This window comes from Sphingomonas sp. GW821-FHT10F11, assembly GCF_058809095.1.
The window spans coordinates 201,112-226,839 of record NZ_JBXASH010000006.1; the positions used below are offsets into that span (position 1 = coordinate 201,112).

Genomic DNA, 25,728 nt, shown 5'->3' on the forward strand with positions numbered 1-25,728 from the left:
CATGCCCATGCCGTCCTATTCTCGCGCGCGGATATTGGGGCTGGCCGCAATCCCAGTCGCTGGGCTTGTCGCCGGCTTCTCTTCGCCGGCCTATGCCGCAACCGAACCCAGGACGCGGCTGGTAGCCTGCGAGGCCGGGAATTGCCTGCTCGTGACGGGGTACCGCGCGAACGCGGCATCGGCGGTGAGCATCAACGGGCGCGCGGTTCCCGCCAACGGCACGCGCAAATGGCGCGTTCGCGTGCCGGTCGATACCGTACGTGCATGGTCCGCCCCCTTTGCGCGAACGATCATTGTTTCAGTGGTCGACGCCGAAACCCAGGCCAACGCCACGGCCGAGGTTGATCTGCCGATCGGGTTGCTTGGACAGGTCGAGCAACTTGCCATGCTGGTTGTGAGCGCCAAGTAATACCCAGCCTCAAGCTAAGTAATAAAACCACAAATCTTCGATCAGTATTGTAACTTTCATTGCCTGGCACTATGTGGGCCGCAGTCGCCGGAGAGCGACGCCCGTTACGCATAGGAGAAGATGATGAAAACTGGCCTCATCGCCCTGGCCGCAGTCGCCTTCGCGACCTCGGCATCCGCCACCGACAACCCTTTCGCCCGGGACAAGGCGACGCTCAATCTCAAAGGGCTCGATCTCTCGACCGCCGACGGGCAGCAGCGCCTCGCCATCCGCATGGACCAGGCCGCGCGCGCAGTATGCGGCGAGCGTCTTGCGAGCGTGCATCTCGCTCTCGAACGTCAGGCGCAAGACTGCCGCACCGCGGTGATTGCGGATGTCCGCGCCCAGATCGAAACCCGCACGGCGCATGCCGCGATTGCTTCGCCGGTCCACCTGGCGTCCGCCCGCTAAGCTTTCAACCTAGTTCCGCGGCCCGGTCTCCGGGCTGCGGACCCAATCATTTTTTGAACTGGGCCGGCTTGGGCCACCAGGTCAGGGTGTGGACGTCATGGGCCGATGTCCACAGGCCCGTACGCGTATAGCGTAGCGCTCCGCTACCTTCCGGCTTTCCCACACGGGCACGAACCGTCAGGGTTTTCGGATCGATCACGGCGAAGGTCTGATCCTCGGTGGTGCGCAGCCACACCATTCGGCCACCCGTGTCGATGTCCCCATATTTCAGCGCCGCGCCGACCTTGACTCGGCCGGATACGTCGCCGCTCCGCGGATCGATGCGAGCGACGGTGCCGTCGCCCTGCTCCTGGACCCAGACCGCGCCCGCGCCCGCGGCGAGGAAGCCGGGTTCCTTGCCCAGGCTCGTGCGTTTGACGACGGTGTTCGTCCGCGGATCGATGCGCTGAACGGACTGGCCTTTGCTGCTGACTGCCCAGAGCGATCCATGGCCGAACGCGAGATAATAGGTTCCGGGATCCACCGTGATCGACGCCGTCACACGGTTGCTCCGGGGATCGATGCGGGCCACCACGCCTTTCTCGTCGCTTGCGACCCAGATGGATCCCGCCCCTGCGACCACGTTGAGCTCCCCGGCGGGATTGGCGATGCCTGTGGGGATCGTGGCGGTCTTCTGCGCCGTGCGTGTGTCGATCCGAACGATCGTACCGTCCTTGCAGTCGGCGACCCACAGGGCATGGCGGAATATGGTCATGGCGCCGCAGGGCTTCGACATGGCGACCTCGGCAAGCTTGCCCTGCCTGGACCAGCGCTCGACCCGTCCATGGTTCGTCGCCCAGACCGTGTCTCCATCGACCGCCAGGAAGTCCGCGAAGCCCGGCACCGTGATGACGTGCTCAGTCTGCGCTCCCGCAGCAGACGCAATCGAAGCACAGCCCGCCACCACTGCCATGACCATTCCCCTAAGCTTGCGCATATCTTGCCCTTTCATCCTGGTGACTGCCTTCGGTGTGCCGTCAGCCGCGCTGCGCGATATAGGCGCGCCACCCACCGAGGCTGGTGATGTCCTCGGCATTCGTCAGCGCGCGCGGCTCGGCGACGAAGCCCTTCACGCTGCTGCCGTCGGCCAGCGTCACCGTGCCGATGGCGAGCGGTGCCGGCACCTCGACGACGAAGCTGCCGAATTCGGCAACGCCCAGCTCATAGACCTCGACCGCGATTGGCCCGCCATCCTCGCTGTGGACCAGCGCGGGTTTGGGCGGCACGCTGTCCGCCATGGCGTAGAGCCGGTAGGTCGGCGCGGTTTCGAAGGCCCCGACGAACCCGGCCTCCCGGGAGGTGAGCTGCCAATGAAGGGGCATGTCCTTGAGATGGGCGCCGACAACGGCGAGTTTCACGGTCTGCATTTTGCCCTCCAGGTCTAGTGGTGGTGGTGACGGAAGATCGGCCGCGGAGATGTACGCATCCGCCGCGTCCAGCAGCGCGACGTCGCTGTCCGCCGGGCCGATCAGCGTGATGCCGAAGCCGGTGGCATTGGCGCGAATTCCGGCGGGCACGGCGATAGCGGCCATGTCCAGCAGGTTCACGAAGTTGGTGTAGAAGCCGAGATTGCTGTTGAGCGCGACCGGCGCCGCCAGGAGTTCCGTGACTCGGTAGGTCGTGCCAGTGGTCGGGAACGCCAGCATGTCGATGTCCGTCCAGAGCGTGTCCGCATGGCGCTTGAGTTCGGCCAGGCGGTAGATGCCGTTGAACAGGTCGACCGCGCTCATCGCCGCGCCCGGCTCGACCACGGCGCGGACAGTCGCATCGACGGCATCGGGATTGTCGGCCAGGATGCCCGCCATCGCGGCGGTCCGTTCGGCCACCCAGGGGCCGCTGTACAGGAGCTGCGCGGTTTCCTTGAGCGGCGCGAGGTCGATCTCGACGATTTCCGCCAGCCCCGCGAGCTTCTCCAGCGCGCGGTCGTAGAGATAGTCGGATTCGACATCGCCGAACCAGACGCGCTGGTCGCGGCGCGGGACGCCGATGGTCTTGCGTCCGAGCGGCCGGTTCGCCAGCGCCCTGGACCAGGGATCGGTCGGATCGAAGGCCGCTATCACCTGATCGACGAGGCGTGCGTCCGCTATATCGTCGGTGAAGACAGTGATGCAGTCGAGCGTGCGGCATGCCGGCACCAGGCCGCGCGTGCTCCACCGCCCCTTGCTCGGCTTGAACCCGATCAAATGCTGGAAGGCGGCCGGCACGCGGCCCGAACCCGCAGTATCGGTCCCAAGCGCGAAAGGCACCAGCCCGGCCGCCACGGCGACCGAGGAGCCAGAGCTCGATCCGCCGCTGACATAGGCGAGGTTATAGGCGTTGCGAGGACTGCCATAGGGGCTGCGCGTTCCGTTCAGCCCGGTGGCGAACTGGTCGAGATTGGTCTTGCCGACGCACAGGGCCCCGGCCGCCAGCAGGTGCTCTACCACCGTGGCGGAGGCTTGTGGGCGATAGGCGAAGGCAGGGCAGGCCGCCGTGGTCTCGAACCCCGCGACGTCGATATTGTCCTTCACCGCGAACGGGACGCCGGCCAGCGGCAGGACTTCTCCGGCGGCCACGCGCGCGTCGACGGCGCGGGCGGCCGCAACGAACTCTTCTTGTGTCGCGCGGCTGATCCAGATCTGCGGCTGGACCGCATCATAGGCGGCGATGCGCGCCATCGTCTCTTCGGCCACCGCGACGGCGCTCGCCCGTCCTGTCTTGACGGCGGCGGCGATTCCGGCCGCGCTACGACGATCCATCATGGTCATCCATGCCTCGTGAGCGCCACCATCGGGGCGCCGGGTTGGAGCGACTGGGTTTCCCGGACGTACAGCGCCGCGACCGTTCCCGCGGTGGGGCTGCCGACGGCGCATTCCATCTTCATGGCTTCGAGTACAGCGATCGTATCACCGGCCTTCACTTCGTCTCCGACCGCAACGAGCAGCTTCCAGACGCTCCCGCCGAAGGGCGCCTCGACCAGGTCGGCACCATCGGGGATGTCGACGCGACCGGCCTGGGGTGCCTCGACCTCCGCCAGGTCGGTGATCCGGTCGAACTCGCCACGCCGCTGCCACTCGCTGCGCTCCTCCTCGAACGCGACCTGTCGTTGTGCCTCGAAACTTGCGATCGGCGCCGCATTCCGCGCAAGGAAAGCGCGGTAGTCGGCGAGACGGAATTCCGATTCCTCGATGCGGATCGAGCGCCTGCCGGTTGGAAAGTCCCGGCGCCAGTCGGTGAGTTCTTCCGCGCTCACGGGATAGAAACGGATCTGATCGAAGAACCGCAGCAGCCACGGTTTTCCTTCGATGAAGGCATCGGTCTGGCGATGGGTATTCCAGACCTGGATGGTTCGGCCGAAGAGCTGATAGCCGCCCGGACCTTCCATGCCGTAGATGCACATATAGGCGCCGCCGATGCCCACGACATTGGGTGGCGTCCAGGTGCGCGCCGGATTGTATTTGGTCGTGACGAGCCGGTGCCGCGGATCGACCGGGGTCGCCACGGGCGCACCAAGATAGACGTCGCCCAGGCCCAGGACGAGGTAGTTCGCCTCGAAGATCAAATTCTCCACCGCCGCGACGTCGGGCAGCCCGTTGATCCGCCGGATGAATTCGATATTGTCCGGGCACCAGGGTGCGTCGGCGCGGACCGCGCCCATATATTTCTCGATCGTCTCGATCGTCGCCGGATCGCGCCAGCTCAGCGGCAGATGGACGATGCGGGAGGGGATGGTGAAGTCCTCAAGGTCCCCCAGCCGCTCCTCCGCGGCGATCAGTGCGGCCAGCGCTGCGCGCTGGTTCATCACCGCACCGTCGAAATGGACTTGCAGCGAGCGGATGCCTGGCACGATATCGACGATGCCGGGCAGCGCGAGCCGCTCCAGCTCCGTCATCAGGGCGTGCACCCGGATGCGCAGCTCGATGTCCAGCACGATCGGCCCATATTCGACGAGAATGTTCCGGTCGCCCTGCTGACGATAGACGGTGCGCGGGCAGCGCGGCCGTTCGGCGATCTCGGCAAGCACGGGAGAGAGCGTGTCCAGCGGCCGGGCGGGACCCGAGCCGGGCATCGTGCCCGTGGCGATCAGCTTGCGCTGCAAGGTGTCCGCCATGGTCGCGTCATCGATGTTGACCGGCTCGAAGCGGATCCTGTCGTCGGGGACCAACTGCCCGATCTTCCAGCGATCGGCGGCGATGATCACGAAGGGGCAGACGAAGCCGCCGAGAGATGGGCCGTCCGGGCCGAGGATGATCGGCATGTCGCCGGTAAAGTCGACGGCGCCGATCGCATAGGGATTGTCGTGGATGTTGGAGGGGTGCAGGCCCGCCTCGCCGCCGTCCGCGCGGGCCCATCGCGGCTTGGGCCCGACTAGGCGGACACCAGTGCGATTGCTGTTGTAATGGACCTGCCATTCGGCAGCCACGATCACGTCGATATCATCGTCCGTGAAGAAGTCGGGCGCGCCGTGCGGGCCATAGAGTACTCTTATGGTCCAGTTGGTCGACAGATCGGGGAGTTGCACCGAGGAGAGCGGCTCCCCGGTGGCCTCGCCAGCCAGATGCAGCGTATCGCCGGCCAGCAGCCGGCGGGCGGCATGGCCGCCGAACTGGCCGAGTTCGAACGTGCTGCGGCTGCCGAGATAGGGCGCGATGTCGAACCCGCCCGCGACGAGCAGATAGCCCCGCATGCCGCCGCCCGAGGCGCGGCCAAGAACCAGCGTCTGGCCGGTGCCGACGGTGATCGCCTCGCCGCGCGGAAGCGGAACGCCGTCGAGCGTCGCGCCGAAGTCAGCGCCTGTCAGGCAGATGCGCGCGGGCGCGGTGAAGGACAGCGTCGGCCCCGTGAAAGTGACCTCCAGGCCCGCCGTTCCTTCCGGGTTTCCGAGCAGCCGGTTGCCGAGACGGAAGGATTGGTCGTCCATCGGCCCGGACGGGGGAACTCCGACCGCCCAGAGCCTTTGCCGGCCCGGCCAGTCCTGCACGGTGGTCGCCGTGCCGCCGCTGATCACCCGGATGCTGCGGGGGGTGTAGGCGATATCGTCGAGGACGCGAGTCGAAACCTCGCCACTGACGAATGCCGGGGATCGCACCACGTCGCGGAGCCATCGCAGGTTCGTCTCCATCCCGTCCACGCGGCTGTGCTCGACGGCCGCCTGCGCGGCCAGAACCGCTTCCGCGCGGGTCGGCGCGTGCACGATCAGCTTCGCCAGCATCGGATCGTACCAGGCACTGACCGTGCTGCCCGCCATGCACCATGTCTCGACGCGGATATCAGCGGGAAATTCGACAGCGGTCAGCGTGCCGGACGTGGGGCGATAGTCGAGCGCCGGATCCTCCGCGTAGAGGCGAACCTGGACGGAGTGACCCTGCGGCCTGGGCGGCTCGGCATCGAGAAAGGCGAAATCCCCGGCTCCGCCGCGGATCATCCATTCGACGAGATCGATGCCCATCACCTCCTCGGTGACGCCGTGCTCGACCTGGAGGCGGGTGTTCATCTCCAGGAAGAAGAACTGCTCACGCCCGGCGTCGTAGAGGAACTCGACCGTGCCCGCCGACCGGTATCGCGCCGCCGCGCCAAGCCGGACCGCGGCCGCGATGAGGTCTCGGCGCACGGTATCGGGCAGCAGCGGGGCCGGAGCCTCCTCGACGACTTTCTGGTTGCGGCGCTGAAGCGAGCAATCGCGTTCGCCGAGTGGCATGATCCGGCCCTTGCCGTCGCCGAATATCTGCACCTCGATATGCCGGGCCCGCCTGACATAGCGTTCGAGGAAGACACCCGCGTCGCCGAAATTGCCCAGGCCCTGACGCGCCACGGCGGCAAATCCTTCGCGGACGGCCTCCTGGTCCTCGCAGATGCGCATGCCGATGCCGCCGCCGCCGGCGGTCGCCTTCAGGATCACCGGGAAACCGATATGCTGCGCGGCCAGCACCGCTTCGGCTTCATCCGTAAGCAGGTCCGTGCCGGGCGCCAGCGGAACGTCATGGGCGGCGGCGAGCGCGCGCGCGCTGTGCTTCAGGCCGAAGGTGCGGATATTGTCCGGCGTGGGGCCGATGAAGACGATGCCGGCGGCGGCGCAAGCCTCCGCGAAGTCCACATTCTCCGCGAGGAAGCCGTATCCCGGATGGATGGCGCCGGCGCCGGTTCGGCGCGCCGCGTCCAGGATCGCGGCGATGTTGAGATAGCTTTCCGATGGACGCGCGCCGCCGATGCAGACAGCCTCGTCCGCCTGGGAAACGTGAAGCGAGCCCTCGTCCGCTTCGGAATATACCGCGACCGAGCGCAGGCCCATGCGCCGGAGCGTGCGGATGATGCGGGTAGCGATCGCGCCCCGGTTGGCGATCAGAACAGTATCGAAGGTCATGCGGTCACGATCATGCGGACGGGGGTGGGGTTGAACCCGTTGCAGGGATTGTTGATCTGCGGGCAGTTGGAGACGACGACGACGACATCCATCTCCGCGCGCAGGTCCACGGTCAGCCCGGGCGCGGAGATTCCATCGACGATCCCGAGCGAGCCGTCCTCTTCGACCGGCACGTTCATGAAGAAATTGATGTTGGAGACGATGTCGCGCTTGCCTCTCCCTTCGGAGAGGTTCGCTTCGAGGAAGTTTTCCACACAGGCATGCTCGGCCTTGGTGTGATGACCATAGCGCAGCGTGTTGGATTCGCAGGAGCATGCGCCACCGATAGTGTCGTGATAGTCGACGGACGTGGCGGCGATGGTCATCATCCGCCGGCCCTCGTTCGATCGCAGCACCGTGCCCTGGCGAAGGAACAGATTGCCCTGCGCCGCGACCGTATCCTGCGCGCTGTAGCGTTCCGCATCGTCGGCGGCGGCGTAGAGGAGAAAATCGACTGCCTGGTTGCCCTCCAGGTCGACGATTCGGAGGGTCTGGCCGGCCGCGACATGATGCAGCCAAGGCGCCCGCGCGGGCACGACGACGTCGTGGACGACGGTGCCGGAGAGACCGGACAAATGGGGATCAACGCTCATTCAGGCCTGTTCCTTGTTAGCGGCGGAAATAGTCTTCGACGTTCTCGAAGGCGCGCAGGCCCTCCGGCGTCGCGCTGCGGATGGGATCGTCGGCGGGCGTGACGGGGCCACGCCAGGCGGTCGCGCGCAACGGCGTCACCGTCCAGTCACTCCGCGGATCAAGAACATGCGGGCAGTTCGCCATCACGACGATCACGTCCATTTCCGCGCGCAGGACCATGGTCCGGCCCGGCGGAAACGGCCCGATCTGTGGCACGATCGCCCCGTCGGCTTCGATCCTGGTACCCTTGAACAGAGTCACGCAGGGATGGACGTCCCGGCGCTGAAGTCCATGCTTGGCCACGCCGAGGAGGAACCGGTCGCGTCCGCTGGGACAGGGGCCGCTATTGTTTCCGTTGCCATATCTGGCGGCGTTGGCCGCGGCGTTGGAGACCCCGCAAAAGCTGTCATGGGTGCCGGCATCGTCTTGCAGAATGCTCATGAGGACGCGGCCCATGTCCGACAGCAGCAGCTTGCCCTGGCCGAGATACGCGTTCCATTGCACCTTCACCGTGTCCGCGACGTTGAGCCGTTCGGTCGGCATCTCGGCGTTGAAGAGGAGCAGCGAAGCGCAGGCGTCGCCCTTGAGGTCGATCAGTCGCAAACGCGCGCCGCGTGCGAGGCGCCGCGTGGCATAGCCGCCCGCCGCGATCGTTTCTTCCCACAGCAATGCGTCCGCGGGCACGCCGTCCGGCAGGTCGTCGGCAACCGGCGGCAGCACCGGCATCGCTTCCACCAATATGCCCGCCATGCCGCGGGCATGATCGCGCGCAGCCAGCGGATTCGCCAGAATATCGGTCATGCGGCGGCTCCTGCAGCCTTGGCGTTTTCGGCTTCCTGTTCATGCAGGGGCGGCAGGAGAGCGGTGGTCGCGACGAGTTCGAGTTGCTGCACGCCGCGGACGCGCCGGAGCGCGTCGCACAATTCCTTCAGCCTCACGGCCGGGCCCTGCACCAGCAGAACCTCGAGCGACTGGTCATCCTCCAGAAACACGTGCTGGGAGGAGATGACCTCCTTGAGGTAACGGGCCTGCGTCTGGGCCAGCTGATGCCGAACACGGCCGCGATCGCCGCGATAGACCATCGTGATGGTGCCGGCGAGCATGTCGTCGGGCCGGGTGAACGCCTCGTGCTGGGCGAGGGCCTGACGGATCAGTTCCGCCATGAGCTGGGAGCGCGACGGCAGTCCACGCTCCTCCACCATCATATCCAGCTGGCGAAACAAATCCCCGGGAAGGCTCATGCTGAGCCTGGCCAGGCCGGCGGGTTCGGTACTCATGTCCAATCCTCAACTGATTGATAATATTTCATTTGCTGGAATGCCGGGCTCTTCATCGGCCGCGCGGCCGGCCCTGTTCCGGAGCGGAAGGTCGTAGACGGCCGTCGCGCCGAACCGGTGGGGCGCGTGCGGATCGTGACGGCGCTTGTCGAGCGCGATCACGCGCGTTCCGAGGGCGAAGGCCTCATGGATGTCGTGGGTCACCATGATGATCGTCAGCGCATAGTCGCGCCAAAGCCGGGTGATGAGCGCGTGCATGTCCGCGCGAATACCGGGGTCAAGCGCGCCGAACGGCTCGTCGAGCAGGAGGATGCGCGGGCGCTTGATCAGGGCCTGGGCGATTGCCAGCCGCTGCTGCATGCCGCCGGACATCTGCGCTGGATAGAGGTGGAGGCTGTCGCCCAGGCCGACCGCGTTCAGCATCTCGACCGCTTCGTCCATCGCCGCGCGCCGCGCCGCGCCGAACAGTCGCGCCGAAAACGGCGCCTTTGCGCATTCGAGCCCGAACACCGTGTTGCGCACTACCGACAGGTGCGGAAACACCGAGTAGCGCTGGAAAACGACGCCCCGATCCGGGCCGCACTCCGGCGTGAGCGGCATCCCATCAAGGAGGATGGTTCCGCGGGTCGGGACTTCCTGACCGAGAATGATGCGCAAAAGGCTGCTCTTGCCCGCCCCCGAAGGCCCGATGATCGAGACGAAGGAACCGGCCTCGACGTCGAGGTCCACCCTCTCGAGGACGATCTTGTCGCCATATTCGACCCAGATGTTGCGAAGGCCGAGGAGCGCGCTCAATGGCTCGCTCCATGCGCCCAGGGAAACAGGCGCTCGCTCAGAAAGACCAGCGCCACGTCCAGCAGGATCGCCAGGACGGCGATCCAGGCGACATAGGGGATGATGACGTCCATGGCGAGATAGCGGCGAACGAGGAAGATCCGGTAGCCCAGGCCCACATCGGACGCGATCGCCTCCGCGGAGATGAGGAACACCCAAGCCGGACCGAGCGACAGGCGCACCGCGTGGAGAAGACGCGGCATGGCCTGCGGCAGCGCGACGCGGATCATGATCTGCCAGCTGCTTGCACCCAATGTCTGGGCCTTGACGATTTGCTCCCTCGGCAAGGCGCCGACATGGGCGGCGATGTCGCGCACCATGACGGGCGCTATTCCGATGACGATCAGGGCGATCTTTGCCGTTTCGCCCAGTCCCAGGGCGATGAAGAGGATCGGCAGCAGGGCGATCGGCGGGATCACGGCGATGGCCGTCACCAATGGCCCCAGCGTGGCGCGTACCGGCGGCAGAACGCCCAGCACGAGCCCAATGACGAGCGCCGCCAGGGTCGCGATCCCGAGCCCGATACCCAGCCGCTGAAGGCTGGCCAGCGTATCGGCCCAGAAGAGCAGCTGACCGGAAAGCTGGTCCGGCTGGAAAAGAAGCGCGGCCATGCCCCGGGCCATGCCGCTGGGCAACGGGAGGATCTTGTCTGCCGGATTCGCGGCGTGGCGCTGGGCTGCCATGAAAAGATAAAGCAGCACCAGAAGCAGGATCGGCAGCGCCCCCAGAAGGATGCGGTCGCTCCGGCGAACTTGACGATTCACCCAACGCATGTCGTCACATCACCTTCGATGAGCAGGGGGCGATAAAACCGAGCAAGGACGATCAGAGCTTCCCGTCGGCCGCCAGCTTCATGAAGCTCTCGTCGAACCGAAGCGTCACATGCTGGGGATCGCCGAGGGTCTTTCCGCCCGGGAAAGCCATGCCGACCGCGCCGGCGGACGACGCGCCCTTGAACAGCCCCTTGGAAAAGCTGAAATCCCGCACCGATGTCATGGTCGTCACGAGCGACGGAGCCGATGTCGCCGCCACCGCGGCCTTGGGATCGGAATAGAGGTAGGTCGTCGCCAGCTGGCTGTCGAACGCCTCGGGACTCGTGCCGGCCAGCTTCGCCATGGCCGCGCGCGCTTCCTTGCCCTTGGCGTCCTGACGGTTCATCAGGGCCGTCGTCTCATACCAGATTCCGGCGAGCGCCTTGCCGAGGTTCGGATTGGCCTTGAGCGTGGCGGTATCGACCACCAGCAGGTCGAGGATTTCGCCGGGAATGTCGGCGGAACTGAAAACCTGCTTTACGCCAGGTTCTGCCTTCATCACCGAAAGCTGCGGGTTCCATGCGACAGCCGCCTTGACGTCCGGGCTGCCGAAGGCGCCGACGATGTCGGCATCGGACGTGTTCACGGTCTTGACGTCGGTGGCCTTCATGCCGACCGATTCCAGTCCCCGCGCCAGCAAATAGTGGGAAACCGACAGCTCGACCAGATAGACTTGCCTGCCCTTGATCGCACTGAGCCGGTCAGCGCCCTTGAGCAGGATGCCGTCGTTGCCGTTCGAATAGTCCCCGACGATGATGGCGCTGGTGTCCTTGCCGCCCGCGGCGGGGATGGTGAGGGCATCCATGTTGGCGACGGTCACGCCGTCGAACTTGCCGGCGGTGTACTGGTTCACCGATTCCACATAGTCGTTCACCTGAACGATGTGGATCTTGATCCCGTATTTGTCCTCCCACTTCTTCACGATGCCGGCCTGCTGGGCATAGGGCCAGGGCATCCAGCCGGCGTAGATCGACCACCCGATATTGAACTCGTGGCGCGGCTCGGATTTGTCACCCGGCGCCTGGGAACACGACGCGACCAGAAGCGCTCCGGCCATCAGCGCCATTCCGCCCATCCTGCCAAACCTCTTGATCATGATTCGATCCCCTTTCGCATTGCAGCATCTCTGCAATCGACCGGTTTGTCCATTAAAAATATTACGCACTGCGGTATAGGTAATACCCTGCCGATGGAAGCAAGCTGTCGCAACGAGGGCTCCTGACCCATCGAGCCGGACGGGTATGAGATGCCCGGCGCGGCGCCCGTTCAGGTCACCTCCGCCAATTTACGCGGATAGCACCATCCCGGGCGACTCGGCTTTGCGATGATTCGGGAATCGGAGAGCAGGACAGCGATTCGAAGGACAGCTCGGGGGCGGTGCGCGCACGGCAACGCCACTGGCGACCAGGTCGTGTCGTTTGAAATATGACAGTTTTGTGCAGCGCAGCGCATCCTGTCTTCATACTGAGCAACTGCAAAATTATTACGCTTGACGTATTCCGTAATATCCATACCTTTCCATCGTTGCTCCGTGAGGCGGCGGAAAAGAAAGGGTTCGGCAACGCCGGTCATCGCCGGCTGAAAGTGGGGGTTCGTGGATCGGAAGCTGGTCTGCAATGCTGTTCTTATGGGCAAGGTGTCGCCGGTCGTCGGCGATACGCGGGGTGCAGGCCGGCTTGGTTCGTCACGCTGCCGTCCAGGCATGCACGACCTGTTTTTGGGGGATTCGCGGAGCCTCGGCAAGCCCGTCGCACGCAGCGGCAAGGGCCGCGGAATATTGAAGACGACAAGACTCAAATCGACCGAAAAGGCGCCGGCTTAGCCAGAGCGCCAATGGGAGGGATGTCACTTTTCGACGGGCTCAATCGCAAGGGGTCGAAGTGACTATGACATTGATTCGCAACACATTGCTTTGCGCGACCATGCTGATGGGCGTCGGAACCACATCTGCGTTCGCGCAGGATGCTCCCGCGAACAGCGGCGCCGAGGGCGACCCCAATGAGATCGTCGTGACCGGCAGCCGTCGCCAGACGACGCTGCAGGACGCGCCGATCAACATCAGCGCGGTCAGCTCGGAGCAGCTCTCCAAACAGCGCATCGATGATATCAGGTCGCTGGCCGTCTTCACGCCGGGCCTGACGGTGGTGGACACCGGGCCGGCGTCGACCGGCACGATCATCATGCGCGGCATCAACTCAAGCGACACGAGCGTCACCGGCTCGCAGCGCGAGAGCGCGGTGGGCGTCTATCTCGGAGAAGTCCCGCTTTATTACGACTTCAAGTTGATCGACATCGCCCGCGTCGAAGTGCTGCAGGGTCCGCAGGGCACGCTTTACGGGCTCGGCACGCTTGCGGGTGCGGTGCGCTACATGCCCAACCGTCCGGACACGGACGACTGGTCCGTCGACGCGCATGGCCGCCTGTTCGGCATGTCGCATAGCGGCAGCTTCGGCTTCAATGGCGACGTGGCGGTCAACGTGCCGATCGTGACGGATCACATCGCGTTCCGCACCGCTACCGGCTATTTCGACAGCCCCGGCTTCATCGATTACAATTATCTGCTGCAGAAGCCGGGCATATCGGACCCGCAGCCGGGCCGCAGCGCGACCGGCGCGGGGGGCTCGTTCGGCACGGCGGCGCAGCAAGCAGCCAACTTCTACAGCAAGAAGGACGTGAACTACGAACAGACGTTCACGACACGCAACCAGCTCCTTTTGGAGGCCAATCCGGACATCAAACTCTACCTGACCTATGCCCATCAGGAAACCACGACGGGCGGTCGTCAGGCCAATGGCGCCGGGGTGCTGGGCACCGGCGAATATGAGGGTCCGTGGCGCTACCTCGAGCCCACGAGCCGCAAGGCCGATCTCTACGCGGCTGAGTTCAACGTCAACCTGTTCGATTTCGCGCAGCTCGTCAGCACGACCGCCTTCACGAACCAGAAGATCGTCACGCACCGCGACAATACCGACCTGCTGCTCGATCTTGATTATGGCTATGAGGCTTTCCCGGCTTTCTCGTCCTACAACGACTCGACCGCCTATTATCGCCAGTTCAACGAAGAGGTTCGCCTGGTTTCAACGCATGGCGGCCCGTTCAGCTGGGTGATCGGCGGTTTTTACAACAATTTGAGATACTATAATAACTACCAGGAGCACACGCCCGGCTTCGCGGCCTTCGCCGGAGTCAACCGACCGGACGACCTCGAATATATCTCCTTCGTCAACACCCGCACCAAGGAGAAGGCGGTCTATGGTGAGGGTACCTTCCATATCACCGATGCGTGGCAGGTGACCGGCGGTATCCGTTATTTCAAATATGATGCGTTCGCGATCGGAGGCACCGACACGCCGCTGTTCGGTGGCGGTCTGACCCGCACGCCCTATCCGCTGATCCAGTTCGCACCGAGCCGTATCAAGTCGGGCAGCACGGGTGATGACGGCGTCGTCTGGAAGGCGAACACGTCGTACAAGTTCAGCAACGACCTACTGGCCTATTTCACCTACAGCACCGGCTATCGCACCGGCAATGTGAACCGCGTCGCGCCTTGTGTATTGCCGTTGCCGCCGGGCCAGAACGTCTGCGCGCTTCCCGGCGAGCTGGCCTATGGCCCGGACAAGACACGCAACATTGAAATCGGTGTCCGCGCCTCGCTGTTCGACAAACGCCTTCAGTTCAGCCTGGACGGCTTCCACGTCGCCTGGAACGACATCCAGGTCGCGAGCCAGACGGTGAACGGTGCCGTGGGCATTACCGTGAACGGCGGCAAGGCCGTGTCGCAGGGCGTGGAATTCACCGGCCAGTTCAAGATCACACCGCGGCTCCTGGTGCAGGGCACCTATTCCTATACCGACGCGCACCTGACCGAGACCGCGCCGGGCGTGGTCGTCAGCCAGGGTGTCCAATATGACGCCCCGAACGGCGGCCGCCTGCCCGGATCGACCAAGCACGCGGGCAGCGCCGGGATCACCTATACCCAGCCACTGGCCGACGATCGTGACCTGGAGTTCAACTGGACCGCAACCTATACGGGCGACATCTATTCGCGCATCGGCCTTGCCGGCAACGGCGAGATCATCCCGGACTATACCACGCACCGCGCATCGATCACCTATCATTCGAAACTGGTCGATATCGGCATCTTCGCGGACAACATCTTCGACAAATATGCCGTCACCTCGGTCGAGAACGACGTCAGCTCCTATAATCAGGTCCGGACTGACGTCGTCGAGCGCTATTATGCCTTTGGCGTGCTGTCGCCGCGGCGGGTCGGCATCGACTTCCGCTTCCATTACTGACGAAGGTCATCACCCTGGAGGGCTCGCCACGGGCGGGCCCTCCAGGGTGAGACCATCGGCAAACGCGTATCGTGAAAGGTCTCCGACAGGATGGCATCCGGCCTGGCATTTCACCAACTGGGCATGGCAGCCAAAGCGTGCCTGGCAGCCGGTTCGCTGTTCGCTTCGGCCGTGAGCGCCCACAGCGCTCCGTTGCCCGAGCTGTTCCATGAAAGCTGGATCGACGGTACGCAGCCGAACGAGCCGGATGCCCAGGTCCAGTCGCTCGATCGCGACACGTTCGTCATCCGGCAATCGATCAAGACCAACTTCGAGGCGCCATTCCTGTATCTGATCTTCGGGCGCGACAAGGTGCTGCTGGTCGATACCGGCGCCGAAGGCGGCCGGATCAGACCGGTTGTCGACCGCCTCGTGAAAGAGTGGCTGGCTGCGCATCATCGCACCAGTATCCCCCTCGTGGTCGCGCACAGTCACAGCCACGGCGATCATATCGCGGGCGATGCCGCGTTTCGCGATCGCCCCGATACCATCGTCATCGGGCTCAAGCCGGCGGACGTGGCGGGGTTCTTCGGCATCGGGAACTGGCCGAACGAGATAGCCCGGTTCGACCTTGGCGGCCGCGTTCTCGACATCGTGCCGACGCCGGGACACCAGGCGGCCTCGATCATGATCTACGATCCCAGATTGAAGATCCTGCTGTCGGGCGACGTCCTCTATCCCGGCCGCCTGTACGTGCCGGTCAATTTCATGCCGGACGAACGCGCCAGCATCGACCGCCTGGCAGCCTTCGCCGCCACGCATCCCATTGCCGCAGTGCTCGGCGCGCATATCGAGATGACGCGCACGCCCGGGCGCGATTATCCGCACGAGGCAGCGACGCACCCCGACGAGCACCGCCTCGAATTGCCGGTCGAGAGCATCGGCGAACTGCAAACGGGTTTGAAGGCAGTGCTGGATGTCCCGGAGCAGCCCCAGGTCCATGATCGCTTCATTATCTACCCGGTAGCGCCACGGGCCGAGTGACGACGGCGACACGACTGGGGCGCCGGACATGGCGCCGGCGCAAGACGGAGGCGGGAAGAGGGCTAACGGCTAGGCCGCAAAGCGGCTCGAACAGGGTTATGAACCCAGCAGGCTCTTTTTGAACAGCGCCTTGACCAACCTGTCTTCGAGGATTCGCCCGACGAGATAGAGAGCAGCGAAGATCGCCGCAAAGACATAGGCGGACGTGGGCGAAGGTTTCTTGTCTTTCCCTTCGGACTTGCCGGCGCCTTCTTTTTTAGGCTTTTCGGGTGCAGGTGCGCCCAGGGCTTTGTCGATCGGGTTCTGCGGCAGTTCCGCATGCTTTTTTTCGGGCTTTTTCGACGTATCCGAACCTTTCCCGGACTTGCCCGCGGCTTCGGTCGACGATTTTTCGAGATTGACAACGGTGATGGTAAGCTGAGCGAAGCCCAGAAACAGCAATGGTGCCAGAAAGCAGAACAGCAATGCCCGGCTGGTCAGATGATAGTGCAGTATGGACCCGGCCACGCCTTTTTTGATCTGCAAGACGCCACCATCGAAAATGGACATCTTGTCTTGGGCCGCCTGGTCCTTCTTGCGGAACGTCAGCGTGTCTTTGGTCCGATCGTGGCTGGTACCGGCCTGGCGGAACAGGGGGCCGAGCCTGGCAAAGGCTTCATCGCTCGATTGCTCGGGGGCAAGCGCCAGGCTGCCCCTGACGTGCCAGATCCAGTCGATGAAACGCGGGTTCACATGATCTCCTGTCGAGAGAGCTTTTCGACGCCGCCCTGGGTGGCGAGGCTCAAGCCGGGCCGCTCGTGGCAGCCCCGGTCCGGGCATGACGAATAGATGGAGGAAGCCTGTGCAAGCGGAGCAGTTCCATCACTCGGCCGGCACCGCCAGCGGCCGGCCAAATCGTTCCTTGATCGTCTTCCAGCCCTCGGCAAAGGGATAGGTCATCTGCTCGCGGATCGACATGCGGCGCCCGCCTTCCATGCCCAGCAGTTCCGCCTCGCCGTCCACGCAGGTGCCGAACATGCGATCGATGAAGATATAGGTGCCGGAATAATTGCTGCGGGTGGCTTCATAGTCCTGCGAATGATGCAGGCTGTGATGCTCGGTGGTGTTGAACAGGAAGCGCCACCAGCGCGGCGTGTTGAAGCGAACATTGATGTGCTGGTAGGTCCCGACCGCCAGGCCTATCGCGCCGGCGAGCAGGGCGGCGCGCGGCAGGAAATCGAAGAAGCCTCCGATGCCGAGCCCGATCAGAAAGAGCTCCACCGGATTGCCGACCGCGCCCTTGTTGATGTTCAATTGGGTGATGTAGTGATGCACCGAATGGGGCAGCCATAGCGGGTACCAGTTATGCATCCCGCGGTGCATCCAATATTGCCCGAAATCGAAGGTGAACGAGATCAGGAAGGCCTGCACCAGCAGCGGCAAGCCCATGAACCACGCCAGCTTGTCCCAGTTGAAACTGTGCTGGACGGCCTCGATCACGGCGTCGCTGCCGATATAGCTTTCGACCAGGTTGAGCAGGGTATAGCCGAGCCCGACATAGAACAGGTCGGTGACCAGTTCCTTCCAGGTCAGGCGCCAGCTCTCGTAGCGCGGGTTGACCCATTCGAGCGCCAGCAGCAGAACCTTGAAGCCGATGCCGATGCCGATGGCGGTCGATGCCTTGGCGATGGAATTGGGCGCGTAATACCAGAACGCGATCAGCGCGAACAGCATTGTGGGCTGGAACCAGGTGAAGATGAACTGCTTCAGCGGGCCGCCTTCCACCCGGGGTATGTTTTCCCACCCAATGGTGACCGGCGCCTGGGCGCCTATCAGCCTCTTACCTACGCGAACTCCGCCCATATGCCTGCCCTCGCAATGCTCGCCCTGCATCTTGCGGTTTTGTCCGGCACGCCAAGGACGAGGATGATGTCCGCAATCGGTTCAGCATCGTGAGAATGCTCCCATCATGCCAGATGCCATTTTGGTATATATCTCATAGATGCTGTCTATGCCGTGGTGCGCCCGGGTGGCGCTCGGCACGGTAGCGTGATGTGGCCTGATCGGACTTCAGCGGCGATTTCCATCCGGCGTGTCGCGGGACCACATGCTCGGGCTGCCCGATCAACCGGATTTCGAGGCGCTGGGGATCGCTGCCCGCGTTCGGCCCGCGACACGCGGTATCTGCGCCCCACCCGCAAGGTCAGACGCCGGTCATGGGCCTCTCGGCTAGGGCCGTGACCAGCGGGTCCTGCGCCAGTTCCCCAGCAAGGTCGACATCCGCACCATATGGGCCAGGCCCGTGATGGGCCAGGCCCGTTCGATGCGAAATCGCCTGGGCGCATCTCCCCTCCGGTCACACCGCCTTTTCGGCCATGACCGCAGGGGAGAAACGCTGGCTCTCCGACCGGCTCCAGCCGGCGGCATCAGGCGACGCCGAGCCTCCCGCGCTCTCCGTCGCGAGGCGTCGAGAACTCCTCGGGCGTCAGAAAATCGGCCAGATCCGCTGCCTCGTAGAACGGCCGGAGTTCGATCTCGCTCCGGCCCGGCATGGGATTGGGGCAGCGCTTCGCCCAGGCGACCGCCTCGTCCATGTCCTTGACCTCCCAGATCGAGAAGCCTGCGACCATCTCGCGGCTCTCGGCGAACGGCCCGTCCCTGACCGTGCGGCCGGGACCATCGCAGACGATGCGCTTGCCCTCGGCGGTGGGCTTGAGACCGGCGCCGGCCACCATGACGCCGGCATTGACCAGTTCCTCGGTGAACCGGTCCATCGCCTCCCACGCCTCCAGCGCCTCGGGCGTGGGGGCCAGGCCCGTTTCGCTGTCCTCGGTGGCGATCATGAACACCATAACCCGCATCGTCTGTCTCCTTGTTTGAGCCGGCCCCATTTGGCGTCTCATCGGGACGACGAACGACCTTGTCGGGAATCGACATCGTTCCGCAAATTTTTTCTCGTGCGTGAGATCCCGATGGCGTGAGGGCCGCCCACAGCAGCCAACCTCTCGAATCGACGCTCCAGCCTATTCCATGCAGCGTAGCAGCCGGTCGACCGTGGTCGTCGCGAAGGCCGCGAAATTGTCGGCCACGCCGTACGGGATCATCAGGTCGCGCCCATGGATCATCGCGCCGCAGCTATAGACGACATTCGGGACATAACCGTCGCGCTCGTCCGGGCTCGGCGTCAGGATCGGCTCGGGCGTGCGGGCAATCAGTTTCGACGGGTCCGCCTTGTCGAGCAGGCAGGCGCCGATGCAATAGTTGCGCACCGTGCCGACGCCGTGAGTCAGCACCAGCCAGCCCTCGTCGATCTCGATCGGCGATCCGCAATTGCCCATCTGGACGAATTCCCATGGGTAGCGGGGCGAGACGACCTTCCCGCCGCCCTCCCAGTGGAGGATATCGTCGGATATATGCAGCCAGATGCTCTCGCTGTCCTGCCGGCCGAGCATGACATAGCGTCCGTCGATCCGGCGCGGAAACAGCGCCATGCCCTTGGCGCCCGCCGCGTCGCCGGTGAGCGCACACATGCGGAAGCTGCGGAAATCGGTGCCCGAGAGCAGTTCGGGCCGCGCCGCCGCGCCGCTGAACGCGGTATAGGTGCCGTAATAGGTGATGCCGCCGTCATCGTCGGTGAAACGGACGAGGCGCAAATCCTCGATGCCCTGACGCTGGCTGGGCAGCATGGGGAACAATACGGTCTCCGAGATGTCGCGACTGCCGCCGCAATTCAGCGTCACCGCGGCGATCGCGTCGTCCAGCCCGTCGTCGATGGTCGGCGGCACGGCGGCCGGGCTCGGGCGGTCGACCGTGATGCCGCCGCCCGGCATCCAGATGCCGGTGCGGAAGGTCACCGAGGAGACATGGCCTTCGCCGATCCCGCGCAGCGACAGGATGAAGCGGATCGCGCCGTCGGGCACGCCCGACTGATCGGGCGCGGCCACCGCGCTCGGGTTGAACAGGGCGGCTGCCTCGAACGAGAATTCCTCGCTGAAATAGGCGCCGATCAGGCGGCATTGCGCATCGTCGACCGTCTTCGCATCGGGCAGGAGCTTCGCGATCTCGTCGAACCGGCGGCGGAGCATGTCGTCCACGTCGCGGTGCCGCTCGTCGAGCGACTGGGTGAGCAGCTTCAGCTCGCTTTCCAGCGCGGTCTCGTCGAGCGTCAGGATGCGATCGACGATCGCTTGGGCGCGCGGATGGCCCTCGACCCGGAACCGGCCCGGATATTCGAGCTCGAACGGCCGGACGACGGTGCGCGACGGATCGGGCCGCAGGATCAGGTCGTGGTGATCGAGGACGGGCTCAGCCTGAAGCATCGGGGTTCCTTATGGGTCGCGGCCGACCGCCGGGCGGGTATCGGGTGCGTGAACGTGCGCGGCGGCCGGAGGGTCCATCATAACCGGATCGGATGGGAGATCATCGGCGCCCGACCACCGGCGGCGGCGCGCCGAGCGCTTCGCCGCGATAGGTTTCGACCACCTGGCTGAACGGCGTTCCATCGGGGAGGCGCAGCACGGCGCGGTGTTCGATCACCCGGGCTGGAATGGCGAGCTTCCGGCCGGTGCGTCGCGGCAGGGTGCGGGCGACGTCCCAGTCCCGGGGCAAAGGCGACCAGAGCAGGGTCGCGCTGATTGTCTGGCGGCGGAAGCGCAGCGCCTGCACCGCGCGACCGAAAGCGGTATCACTGGTGTCGAGCGCCGCGTTCATTTCCGGCGTGAGGCGCGACGGGACGTACCAATTGTCGGCCTCGGACAGGATTCGGTCGCCGCAGCGCAGCCGGACGCGGCGATAGCGGACCGGCTCCTCCTCACCGACCTGCAACGTTGCGCGCACCGCCGGCGTTGCGGGCTTGTCCTGTCCCGTAACCCGTTCAGCGACGATCCTGCTGCCGGCAGGTGCGAGCCGGCGGCGCGCGCACCAGCCGTCAAGCGTAAGGGTCGCGCTGTCATGGCTGAGCAGCTCCGCGTTGAGCGTCTGCAGCAAGGCCAGCGCGCCGGCGCGGGCGAACGGCGTATCGGGCCAGGTTGACGACCGCGCTTCCCTCTCCCGTGAGGCGCCGGGCGCGGCCAGGGTGGCGAGACCCATCGCGGCGAAGGCAAGCATGGTTCGGGATCGGGTCACACGCCTTCATAGCCCGCCAACCCCGCCGGATGCCATCGCTGCGACCTTCAGGCTGCCGCGTTCCTGCGCCGCGTGTCCCAACCCTTGCGCGCCGCCGCCGAGCGCTGCTCGGCCGAGCCCGACTTGTGCGCCCGGCCGCCACGTGACGAGGATATATGGGTGTCGGGCTTGCCCCGGCCGGAGCCCGATTTGTTGCCGCCGCCGGATTCCTTGTTCACCGTGGCCCAGGCACGACTTTCGGCCTCGTCCCTGGGCACGCCGCGGTCCTCATAACCTTTTTCGATGTGCCGGGCCTTGCGTTTCTGCTTGTCCGTATAAGCACTCTTGTCTCCACGAGGCATGATCATCTCCTGGTGCAATGGACTGGCGCAACAACGCATTGCGCGGGATCGATATCCCTGCGCGGTGCCCGTCGCCGCGCCCGCCATCCCATCAGTCGCGCGATTGTTCCTTCGCGACGCCCTTCAGATCACCCTTGCCCATCGCCGAGACGAGCACGTCACCCGAGCCCGAGAAGTTGCCGGCGGGAAGGGTGGCCGTCCGGTCGCCGACCGCGACGACCACCTCGCGGACGGTGCCGGCAGCGGTCGAGCGGAGATCGCGCACGGTGCCGATCACACGACCCTTCGCATCGGTGACGTCCATGCCCGGCGCGACATCGAACGCCCCCGCCCCGCTGGAGGCGGCGCTGCCCGCAACCGCAAGGTGACCGAGCGCGCCGGACACGCTGCCCATGCCGGATGCCGTACCCGAGCCGGCGACATTGCCAGCGGTCGGGACGGCCCCTGCAACACCGGACGCCGCCGAACCCGCGGTGGAACGCGCCTCGCCGGCAAGGCCCCGGCCGCTACCGACTGCCTGGCGCGCCGTGCCGCGCACCATATCGGTGCCGACGAGCTGCGCATCCGCGCCGGCACCGGCCGAGCCCGAGCCCGAGCCGCTGGCGCCGATCTGGCGGCCGGCGACATCGGTCGCACCGTCGAGCGAAGAGCCGCCCGAGGTCGAGCCGGACGCGCTGGCCCGTCCGCTGCGGCGATCGACCTGCTTGTCGGCACGGACGCGGCCGCTGGTGACCGTATCGGTGGTGACGGGAACGCGGCCGAGCGTGCCGCCCAATGTGCCGCCGGCCGAACCCATGCCGCCAAGCCCACCCAGACCGCCGCCGAGCGAACCGCCCAGGCCGCCGCTGCCGCCGAGTAGCTGGGCCGATGCGGGCGTGGCGGCGACGAGCGCGAGTGCGGCCGCGCCGAACAGGAACCTGGTCATGATCATCCTCCTCATTGGTGTTTCCAGGAGGAGAACGGGGCAATCGCGGCGTTTAATCCCGTGCCGCGTAAAAAATCATCGCGGCGGCGTGCGGCAGTCCGCGCAGACCAGCCCGCGGCCGAAGCGACTCCCGAGCCGCTTCGCCCCCGCATCGACCCGCGCGAGCGCCGCAGCGCGCATCGCCGGATCGGCTGCGGGATAGGCAGCCGCGATGGTCGCCGCCGCCAGCGGCGTCGCGAAGGAGGTTCCACGCACCGGCGCCGCGCCGCCGCGCGCCGTCGCTGCCAGCATATCCGCGCCAGGGGCCGCATAATCGAGATGCGTCGCGCGACCGGCCTCGATCAGCATCCTGTTCCGGCCATCCACCGCGGTGACCGCGATCACGCCGGGATAGGAAGCGGGATAGCTCGGCGGCGACGCTGGACCATCGTTGCCGACCGCGGCCACGATGATCGTACCGCGCGCCTGCGCGGCCGAAACGACGCGGGCGAGCAGCGGGTTGGCCGGGCCGACCAGGCTGATCGAGACGACCGGCACGCCTTCGCCCGCCAGCCAGCCCAGCGCCTTGGCGATGGCTATGGCGTTGCCGCCCGCCGGATCAGTACCATAGACGTCCGCCACGAGAAGCCGCGCACCGGGAAGCGCGCCGCGTACGGGGCCGCGCCCCGCGATCAGGGAGGCGATCGCCGTGCCATGATCGCTCGCGCGCGGCGCACCGGCGGCGAAGCCGCGCTGAACGACCGCGCCCGCCACGCCGCCGTCGATCATGCCGATTCGTGGGCCGGAACCCGGATCGGGCGCCACAGCCGGGCCTGCCATGCCGCTTTCGAAATGAAGCTGATCCGCCGAGACGTCCTTCGCGCCCAGCCGGCCCAGGTCGCGGATCGCCGCCTTGAGCGAGCGGCCTTCGGGAACGGCGAAGCGGGCGAAGCCGATGCCGAGCAGGTCGCCGCGCTCGATCAGCCGATAGCCGCGCGCTTCCGCCGCGATGATCAACGCATCGTCGGGGTCGCTCGTCACCACTTCGCGCGCGCGGGCCGGGAAGCCGTCCGGATCGAGCGCGATCCTGTCGGGATTGGCACGGACCAGAGCGCGGATACGATCGAGCCGGACCGTGGCCAGCGTCCGTGCCGCGCGATCGGGAAGCTGGGTCGCCGTGTCGACAAGCGGCAGGACCGGGGCGAGCACACCGCCCACCGACGGCACGCCCGGAACGAGCTGCGCCGCGGCGGCGCTCGCCAGCACGGCGAGCGCTGCAGCGATGGGGAGGCCGGCCTTCTTCATGCGGAAAAATATGCCATCATATGGATGAAACGGCCATTGCCGCCCGTTTCATCCATGACGAAGGGAAATGACTTGGCGGCGTTCGAGGAGGAGTTGCTGCAATTGCTGCCGCGCTTGCGCCGGTTCGCGCGGGCGCTGTCGCATCACGCCGCGGACGCCGACGACCTGTGCCAGGCGACGATCGAGAAGGCGCTGAACGCGCGGCGCCAATGGCAAGCGGGAACGAGACTGGACAGCTGGATGTACCGAATCATGCGCAACACCTGGATCGACACCGGCCGCGCCCGATCGCGCGCCGCGGAGACATTCGTGCCGGAAGAGGCCGGGCATGCGGTCGGCGATGCCGGCGACCGCGCGATCGAGGCGCGGGTCGAGCTGACTCAGGTCGCCGCGGCGATGCGCCTGCTGCCCGACGACCAGCGCGAGGCAGTCGCGCTCGTGCTGGTCGAGGGGCTCGCCTACAAGGATGCGGCGGCGATCCTCGACGTGCCGATGGGCACGCTCACCTCGCGACTGGTGCGCGGACGGCAGGCCCTGATGGCGCGACTGGGAGAGGCAGCGTGACCCCCGACGACGAGATGTTGATGGCCTATGCCGATGGCGAGCTCGATCCGATCGCGGCCCGGCGCGTGGAGCGGGCGATTGCCGAGGATCCGACGCTGGCCGAGGCGGTCGCCGCCCACCGGGCACTGCGCGCCCGCCTCGGCGACGCCTTCGCCGCGACGGTGGAAGAGCCGGTGCCCGACCGGCTTGCGGCGCTGCTGACCGCGACCGTCGTACCGATCCGGCCGCCGATCGCGCCAGCGCCGCGACGCTGGGTGGAAGCGGCGGCGATCGCCGCGACCCTGGTGCTGGGCATCGCGGTCGGCCAGGGCTGGCAGAACGGCCCGGTCGCGATACGGCACGGCACGCTGACGGCCTCGGGATCGCTCGCCCGGGCGCTTGACGACCAGCTTGCCGGAGCGAGCGGCGACACCCGCATCCTCGCCAGCTTCCGCGCGACCTCGGGCGACTATTGCCGGGTCTTCACTGGCGGCGCGATCGACGGCATCGCCTGCCGCGACCAGGCCGGCTGGACGCTGCGCCGCGCCCAGGCCGCGGGGAAGGGCGCCGCCACCGAGTATCGCCAGGCCGGATCGGCCGATGCCGCGCTGCTGGCGGCGGCGCAGGACATGATGGCCGGCGACTCGCTCGACGCGGCGGGCGAGGCGCACGCACGGGCATCAGGGTGGCGCGCGCCTCGCTAGCTGTGGAGCCTCAACAGGTTGTTCATGGTGGTGCCGAGGCGGCTATGGGTGTTTGGTGTTGCAGGCTGCCATGTGGTCGATGCCGGTTGGCGTGGCCTCTTGTCTCCGCGCGGCATGATCATCGCCTGGTGAAATGGACAGGCGCAACAATGCCGTTGCCGGATCGATACCCCTGCGGCCGGCCCGGGCGGGCAGGCGGCCCTGATACAATCTAATACCAAGGTCGTAGCCGGGTACACGGGCATAGAGTTTCCACATCCCCATCGAAACGGCATCCCGATGAACAGGGACGACGCCGTTGCGGCCATCAGCACCGAAACGGGAGATCGGACATGTCGAAGACCATCATGCTCATTCACGGCGCCTGGCTCAATTCGCGGGCATGGGAAGGTTTCAAGGCGCGGTACGAAGCGCAGGGCTATACCGTGCTGACGCCGGCCTGACTCCCGCGCCCTCCCGGGCGGTCCACCCCCGACCGCCCGGGTTTTTGAAAAAGGGACTAATTCACCTCTCCGTTGCCCCGAGCTTGTCGTGCCGAAGGAGAGCGAAACTCCTTCGTTTCGGGTCAGGGAAAAGATGAAGATGATGATTCACGCGAAGGCGCAAAGGCGCGAAGATTTTTGGAGTCTCCGCGATGTGTGGTTCGCTATATAGCCCCTGAACAGCTTTGCGCC

Annotated in this window: 23 protein-coding genes; 6 read left to right on the forward strand and 17 right to left on the reverse strand. The window is 65.8% G+C overall.

The features are described from left to right. Position 1: 1 nt before the first annotated feature. Entirely contained in the window at positions 2-409 is a 408-nt protein-coding gene (locus AC1RT8_RS18045) for a hypothetical protein (protein WP_493077135.1), read from the forward strand. A 123-nt stretch (positions 410-532) separates the two neighbouring features. Further along, positions 533-859, forward strand: a complete 327-nt coding sequence (locus AC1RT8_RS18050; protein ID WP_493077137.1) for a UrcA family protein — start codon at positions 533-535, stop codon at positions 857-859. Between the two features lie 46 nt (positions 860-905). On the opposite strand, the gene AC1RT8_RS18055 is transcribed toward AC1RT8_RS18050, so the two are convergent. The 9 genes from AC1RT8_RS18055 to AC1RT8_RS18095 are packed head-to-tail and all read right to left on the reverse strand — an operon-like array spanning position 906 to position 11,929. Further along, positions 906-1,835: a Vgb family protein gene (locus AC1RT8_RS18055; RefSeq protein ID WP_493077139.1), complete on the reverse strand. Its 930-nt coding sequence runs from the start codon at positions 1,833-1,835 to the stop codon at positions 906-908. 40 nt (positions 1,836-1,875) lie between these two features. Then, positions 1,876-3,645 (reverse strand): allophanate hydrolase, encoded by a 1,770-nt coding sequence (atzF, locus tag AC1RT8_RS18060; RefSeq protein ID WP_493077141.1) that lies wholly within the window; start codon positions 3,643-3,645, stop codon positions 1,876-1,878. Beyond that, a complete protein-coding gene (gene uca, locus AC1RT8_RS18065) occupies positions 3,642-7,238 on the reverse strand; it encodes an urea carboxylase (protein ID WP_493077143.1) in 3,597 nt (1,198 codons plus the stop codon). Before uca ends, atzF begins: the two co-directional genes overlap by 4 nt. Beyond that, the gene (locus tag AC1RT8_RS18070; protein ID WP_493077145.1) at positions 7,235-7,870 is read right to left on the reverse strand and encodes an urea amidolyase associated protein UAAP2; all 636 of its coding nucleotides are present in this window, start codon (positions 7,868-7,870) and stop codon (positions 7,235-7,237) included. The genes uca and AC1RT8_RS18070 overlap by 4 nt, the downstream gene beginning before the upstream one ends. Positions 7,871-7,886: 16 nt before the next feature. Further along, complete coding sequence (locus tag AC1RT8_RS18075) at positions 7,887-8,711, reverse strand: urea amidolyase associated protein UAAP1 (RefSeq protein ID WP_493077147.1); 825 nt, start codon at positions 8,709-8,711, stop codon at positions 7,887-7,889. Further along, positions 8,708-9,187, reverse strand: coding sequence for a CopG family ribbon-helix-helix protein (locus tag AC1RT8_RS18080; RefSeq protein WP_493077149.1), 480 nt, complete (start codon positions 9,185-9,187; stop codon positions 8,708-8,710). The genes AC1RT8_RS18075 and AC1RT8_RS18080 overlap by 4 nt, the downstream gene beginning before the upstream one ends. A gap of 9 nt (positions 9,188-9,196) precedes the next feature. Further along, entirely contained in the window at positions 9,197-9,982 is a 786-nt protein-coding gene (locus AC1RT8_RS18085; RefSeq protein WP_493077151.1) for an ABC transporter ATP-binding protein, read from the reverse strand. Beyond that, entirely contained in the window at positions 9,979-10,794 is an 816-nt protein-coding gene (locus AC1RT8_RS18090) for an ABC transporter permease (RefSeq protein WP_493077153.1), read from the reverse strand. Before AC1RT8_RS18090 ends, AC1RT8_RS18085 begins: the two co-directional genes overlap by 4 nt. Before the next feature lie 52 nt (positions 10,795-10,846). Next, positions 10,847-11,929, reverse strand: coding sequence for a putative urea ABC transporter substrate-binding protein (locus tag AC1RT8_RS18095; RefSeq protein WP_493077154.1), 1,083 nt, complete (start codon positions 11,927-11,929; stop codon positions 10,847-10,849). Between the two features lie 832 nt (positions 11,930-12,761). On the opposite strand from AC1RT8_RS18095, the gene AC1RT8_RS18100 reads away from it, so the two are divergent. After that, positions 12,762-15,131 (forward strand): TonB-dependent receptor, encoded by a 2,370-nt coding sequence (locus tag AC1RT8_RS18100; RefSeq protein ID WP_493077156.1) that lies wholly within the window; start codon positions 12,762-12,764, stop codon positions 15,129-15,131. Between the two features lie 123 nt (positions 15,132-15,254). Continuing rightward, positions 15,255-16,154: an MBL fold metallo-hydrolase gene (locus tag AC1RT8_RS18105; RefSeq protein WP_493077158.1), complete on the forward strand. Its 900-nt coding sequence runs from the start codon at positions 15,255-15,257 to the stop codon at positions 16,152-16,154. Between the two features lie 96 nt (positions 16,155-16,250). On the opposite strand, the gene AC1RT8_RS18110 is transcribed toward AC1RT8_RS18105, so the two are convergent. The 8 genes from AC1RT8_RS18110 to AC1RT8_RS18145 form a co-directional block, all read right to left on the reverse strand. Beyond that, on the reverse strand, positions 16,251-16,886 hold the full coding sequence (locus AC1RT8_RS18110; RefSeq protein WP_493077160.1) for a hypothetical protein: 636 nt from the start codon (positions 16,884-16,886) through the stop codon (positions 16,251-16,253). 129 nt (positions 16,887-17,015) lie between these two features. Next, positions 17,016-17,996 (reverse strand): sterol desaturase family protein, encoded by a 981-nt coding sequence (locus AC1RT8_RS18115; protein WP_493077162.1) that lies wholly within the window; start codon positions 17,994-17,996, stop codon positions 17,016-17,018. Positions 17,997-18,559: 563 nt separating this feature from the next. Further along, positions 18,560-18,994, reverse strand: a complete 435-nt coding sequence (locus AC1RT8_RS18120) for a YciI family protein (protein ID WP_493077164.1) — start codon at positions 18,992-18,994, stop codon at positions 18,560-18,562. A 162-nt stretch (positions 18,995-19,156) separates the two neighbouring features. Then, complete coding sequence (locus AC1RT8_RS18125) at positions 19,157-20,452, reverse strand: glycoside hydrolase family 130 protein (RefSeq protein WP_493077166.1); 1,296 nt, start codon at positions 20,450-20,452, stop codon at positions 19,157-19,159. 100 nt (positions 20,453-20,552) lie between these two features. Next, positions 20,553-21,257 carry a hypothetical protein gene (locus tag AC1RT8_RS18130; protein WP_493077167.1) on the reverse strand — a complete coding sequence of 235 codons (705 nt, stop codon included), beginning with the start codon at positions 21,255-21,257 and terminating at the stop codon, positions 20,553-20,555. A gap of 47 nt (positions 21,258-21,304) precedes the next feature. Beyond that, positions 21,305-21,598, reverse strand: a complete 294-nt coding sequence (locus tag AC1RT8_RS18135) for a plasmid stabilization protein (protein ID WP_493077169.1) — start codon at positions 21,596-21,598, stop codon at positions 21,305-21,307. A 91-nt stretch (positions 21,599-21,689) separates the two neighbouring features. Beyond that, the gene (locus AC1RT8_RS18140) at positions 21,690-22,523 is read right to left on the reverse strand and encodes a PRC-barrel domain-containing protein (RefSeq protein WP_493077170.1); all 834 of its coding nucleotides are present in this window, start codon (positions 22,521-22,523) and stop codon (positions 21,690-21,692) included. A gap of 75 nt (positions 22,524-22,598) precedes the next feature. Beyond that, positions 22,599-23,807: a S8 family serine peptidase gene (locus AC1RT8_RS18145; RefSeq protein ID WP_493077172.1), complete on the reverse strand. Its 1,209-nt coding sequence runs from the start codon at positions 23,805-23,807 to the stop codon at positions 22,599-22,601. Positions 23,808-23,861: 54 nt separating this feature from the next. On the opposite strand from AC1RT8_RS18145, the gene AC1RT8_RS18150 reads away from it, so the two are divergent. Next, positions 23,862-24,371 (forward strand): RNA polymerase sigma factor, encoded by a 510-nt coding sequence (locus AC1RT8_RS18150; protein ID WP_493077174.1) that lies wholly within the window; start codon positions 23,862-23,864, stop codon positions 24,369-24,371. Beyond that, positions 24,368-25,054: an anti-sigma factor family protein gene (locus tag AC1RT8_RS18155; protein ID WP_493077175.1), complete on the forward strand. Its 687-nt coding sequence runs from the start codon at positions 24,368-24,370 to the stop codon at positions 25,052-25,054. Before AC1RT8_RS18150 ends, AC1RT8_RS18155 begins: the two co-directional genes overlap by 4 nt. The last annotated feature ends 674 nt before the right edge of the window (positions 25,055-25,728 follow it).

What these genes read in the sequence shown, in the direction of transcription:
- AC1RT8_RS18045 (WP_493077135.1), top strand. Translation starts at nt 2, where the DNA reads ATGCCCATGCCGTCCTATTCTCGCGCGCGGATATTGGGGCTGGCCGCA.
- AC1RT8_RS18050 (WP_493077137.1), top strand. Translation starts at nt 533, where the DNA reads ATGAAAACTGGCCTCATCGCCCTGGCCGCAGTCGCCTTCGCGACCTCG.
- AC1RT8_RS18055 (WP_493077139.1), bottom strand. Translation starts at nt 1,835, where the DNA reads ATGCGCAAGCTTAGGGGAATGGTCATGGCAGTGGTGGCGGGCTGTGCT.
- atzF (WP_493077141.1), bottom strand. Translation starts at nt 3,645, where the DNA reads ATGACCATGATGGATCGTCGTAGCGCGGCCGGAATCGCCGCCGCCGTC.
- uca (WP_493077143.1), bottom strand. Translation starts at nt 7,238, where the DNA reads ATGACCTTCGATACTGTTCTGATCGCCAACCGGGGCGCGATCGCTACC.
- AC1RT8_RS18070 (WP_493077145.1), bottom strand. Translation starts at nt 7,870, where the DNA reads ATGAGCGTTGATCCCCATTTGTCCGGTCTCTCCGGCACCGTCGTCCAC.
- AC1RT8_RS18075 (WP_493077147.1), bottom strand. Translation starts at nt 8,711, where the DNA reads ATGACCGATATTCTGGCGAATCCGCTGGCTGCGCGCGATCATGCCCGC.
- AC1RT8_RS18080 (WP_493077149.1), bottom strand. Translation starts at nt 9,187, where the DNA reads ATGAGTACCGAACCCGCCGGCCTGGCCAGGCTCAGCATGAGCCTTCCC.
- AC1RT8_RS18090 (WP_493077153.1), bottom strand. Translation starts at nt 10,794, where the DNA reads ATGCGTTGGGTGAATCGTCAAGTTCGCCGGAGCGACCGCATCCTTCTG.
- AC1RT8_RS18095 (WP_493077154.1), bottom strand. Translation starts at nt 11,929, where the DNA reads ATGATCAAGAGGTTTGGCAGGATGGGCGGAATGGCGCTGATGGCCGGA.
- AC1RT8_RS18100 (WP_493077156.1), top strand. Translation starts at nt 12,762, where the DNA reads ATGGGCGTCGGAACCACATCTGCGTTCGCGCAGGATGCTCCCGCGAAC.
- AC1RT8_RS18105 (WP_493077158.1), top strand. Translation starts at nt 15,255, where the DNA reads ATGGCAGCCAAAGCGTGCCTGGCAGCCGGTTCGCTGTTCGCTTCGGCC.
- AC1RT8_RS18115 (WP_493077162.1), bottom strand. Translation starts at nt 17,996, where the DNA reads ATGGGCGGAGTTCGCGTAGGTAAGAGGCTGATAGGCGCCCAGGCGCCG.
- AC1RT8_RS18120 (WP_493077164.1), bottom strand. Translation starts at nt 18,994, where the DNA reads ATGCGGGTTATGGTGTTCATGATCGCCACCGAGGACAGCGAAACGGGC.
- AC1RT8_RS18125 (WP_493077166.1), bottom strand. Translation starts at nt 20,452, where the DNA reads ATGCTTCAGGCTGAGCCCGTCCTCGATCACCACGACCTGATCCTGCGG.
- AC1RT8_RS18135 (WP_493077169.1), bottom strand. Translation starts at nt 21,598, where the DNA reads ATGCCTCGTGGAGACAAGAGTGCTTATACGGACAAGCAGAAACGCAAG.
- AC1RT8_RS18140 (WP_493077170.1), bottom strand. Translation starts at nt 22,523, where the DNA reads ATGACCAGGTTCCTGTTCGGCGCGGCCGCACTCGCGCTCGTCGCCGCC.
- AC1RT8_RS18145 (WP_493077172.1), bottom strand. Translation starts at nt 23,807, where the DNA reads ATGAAGAAGGCCGGCCTCCCCATCGCTGCAGCGCTCGCCGTGCTGGCG.
- AC1RT8_RS18150 (WP_493077174.1), top strand. Translation starts at nt 23,862, where the DNA reads ATGACGAAGGGAAATGACTTGGCGGCGTTCGAGGAGGAGTTGCTGCAA.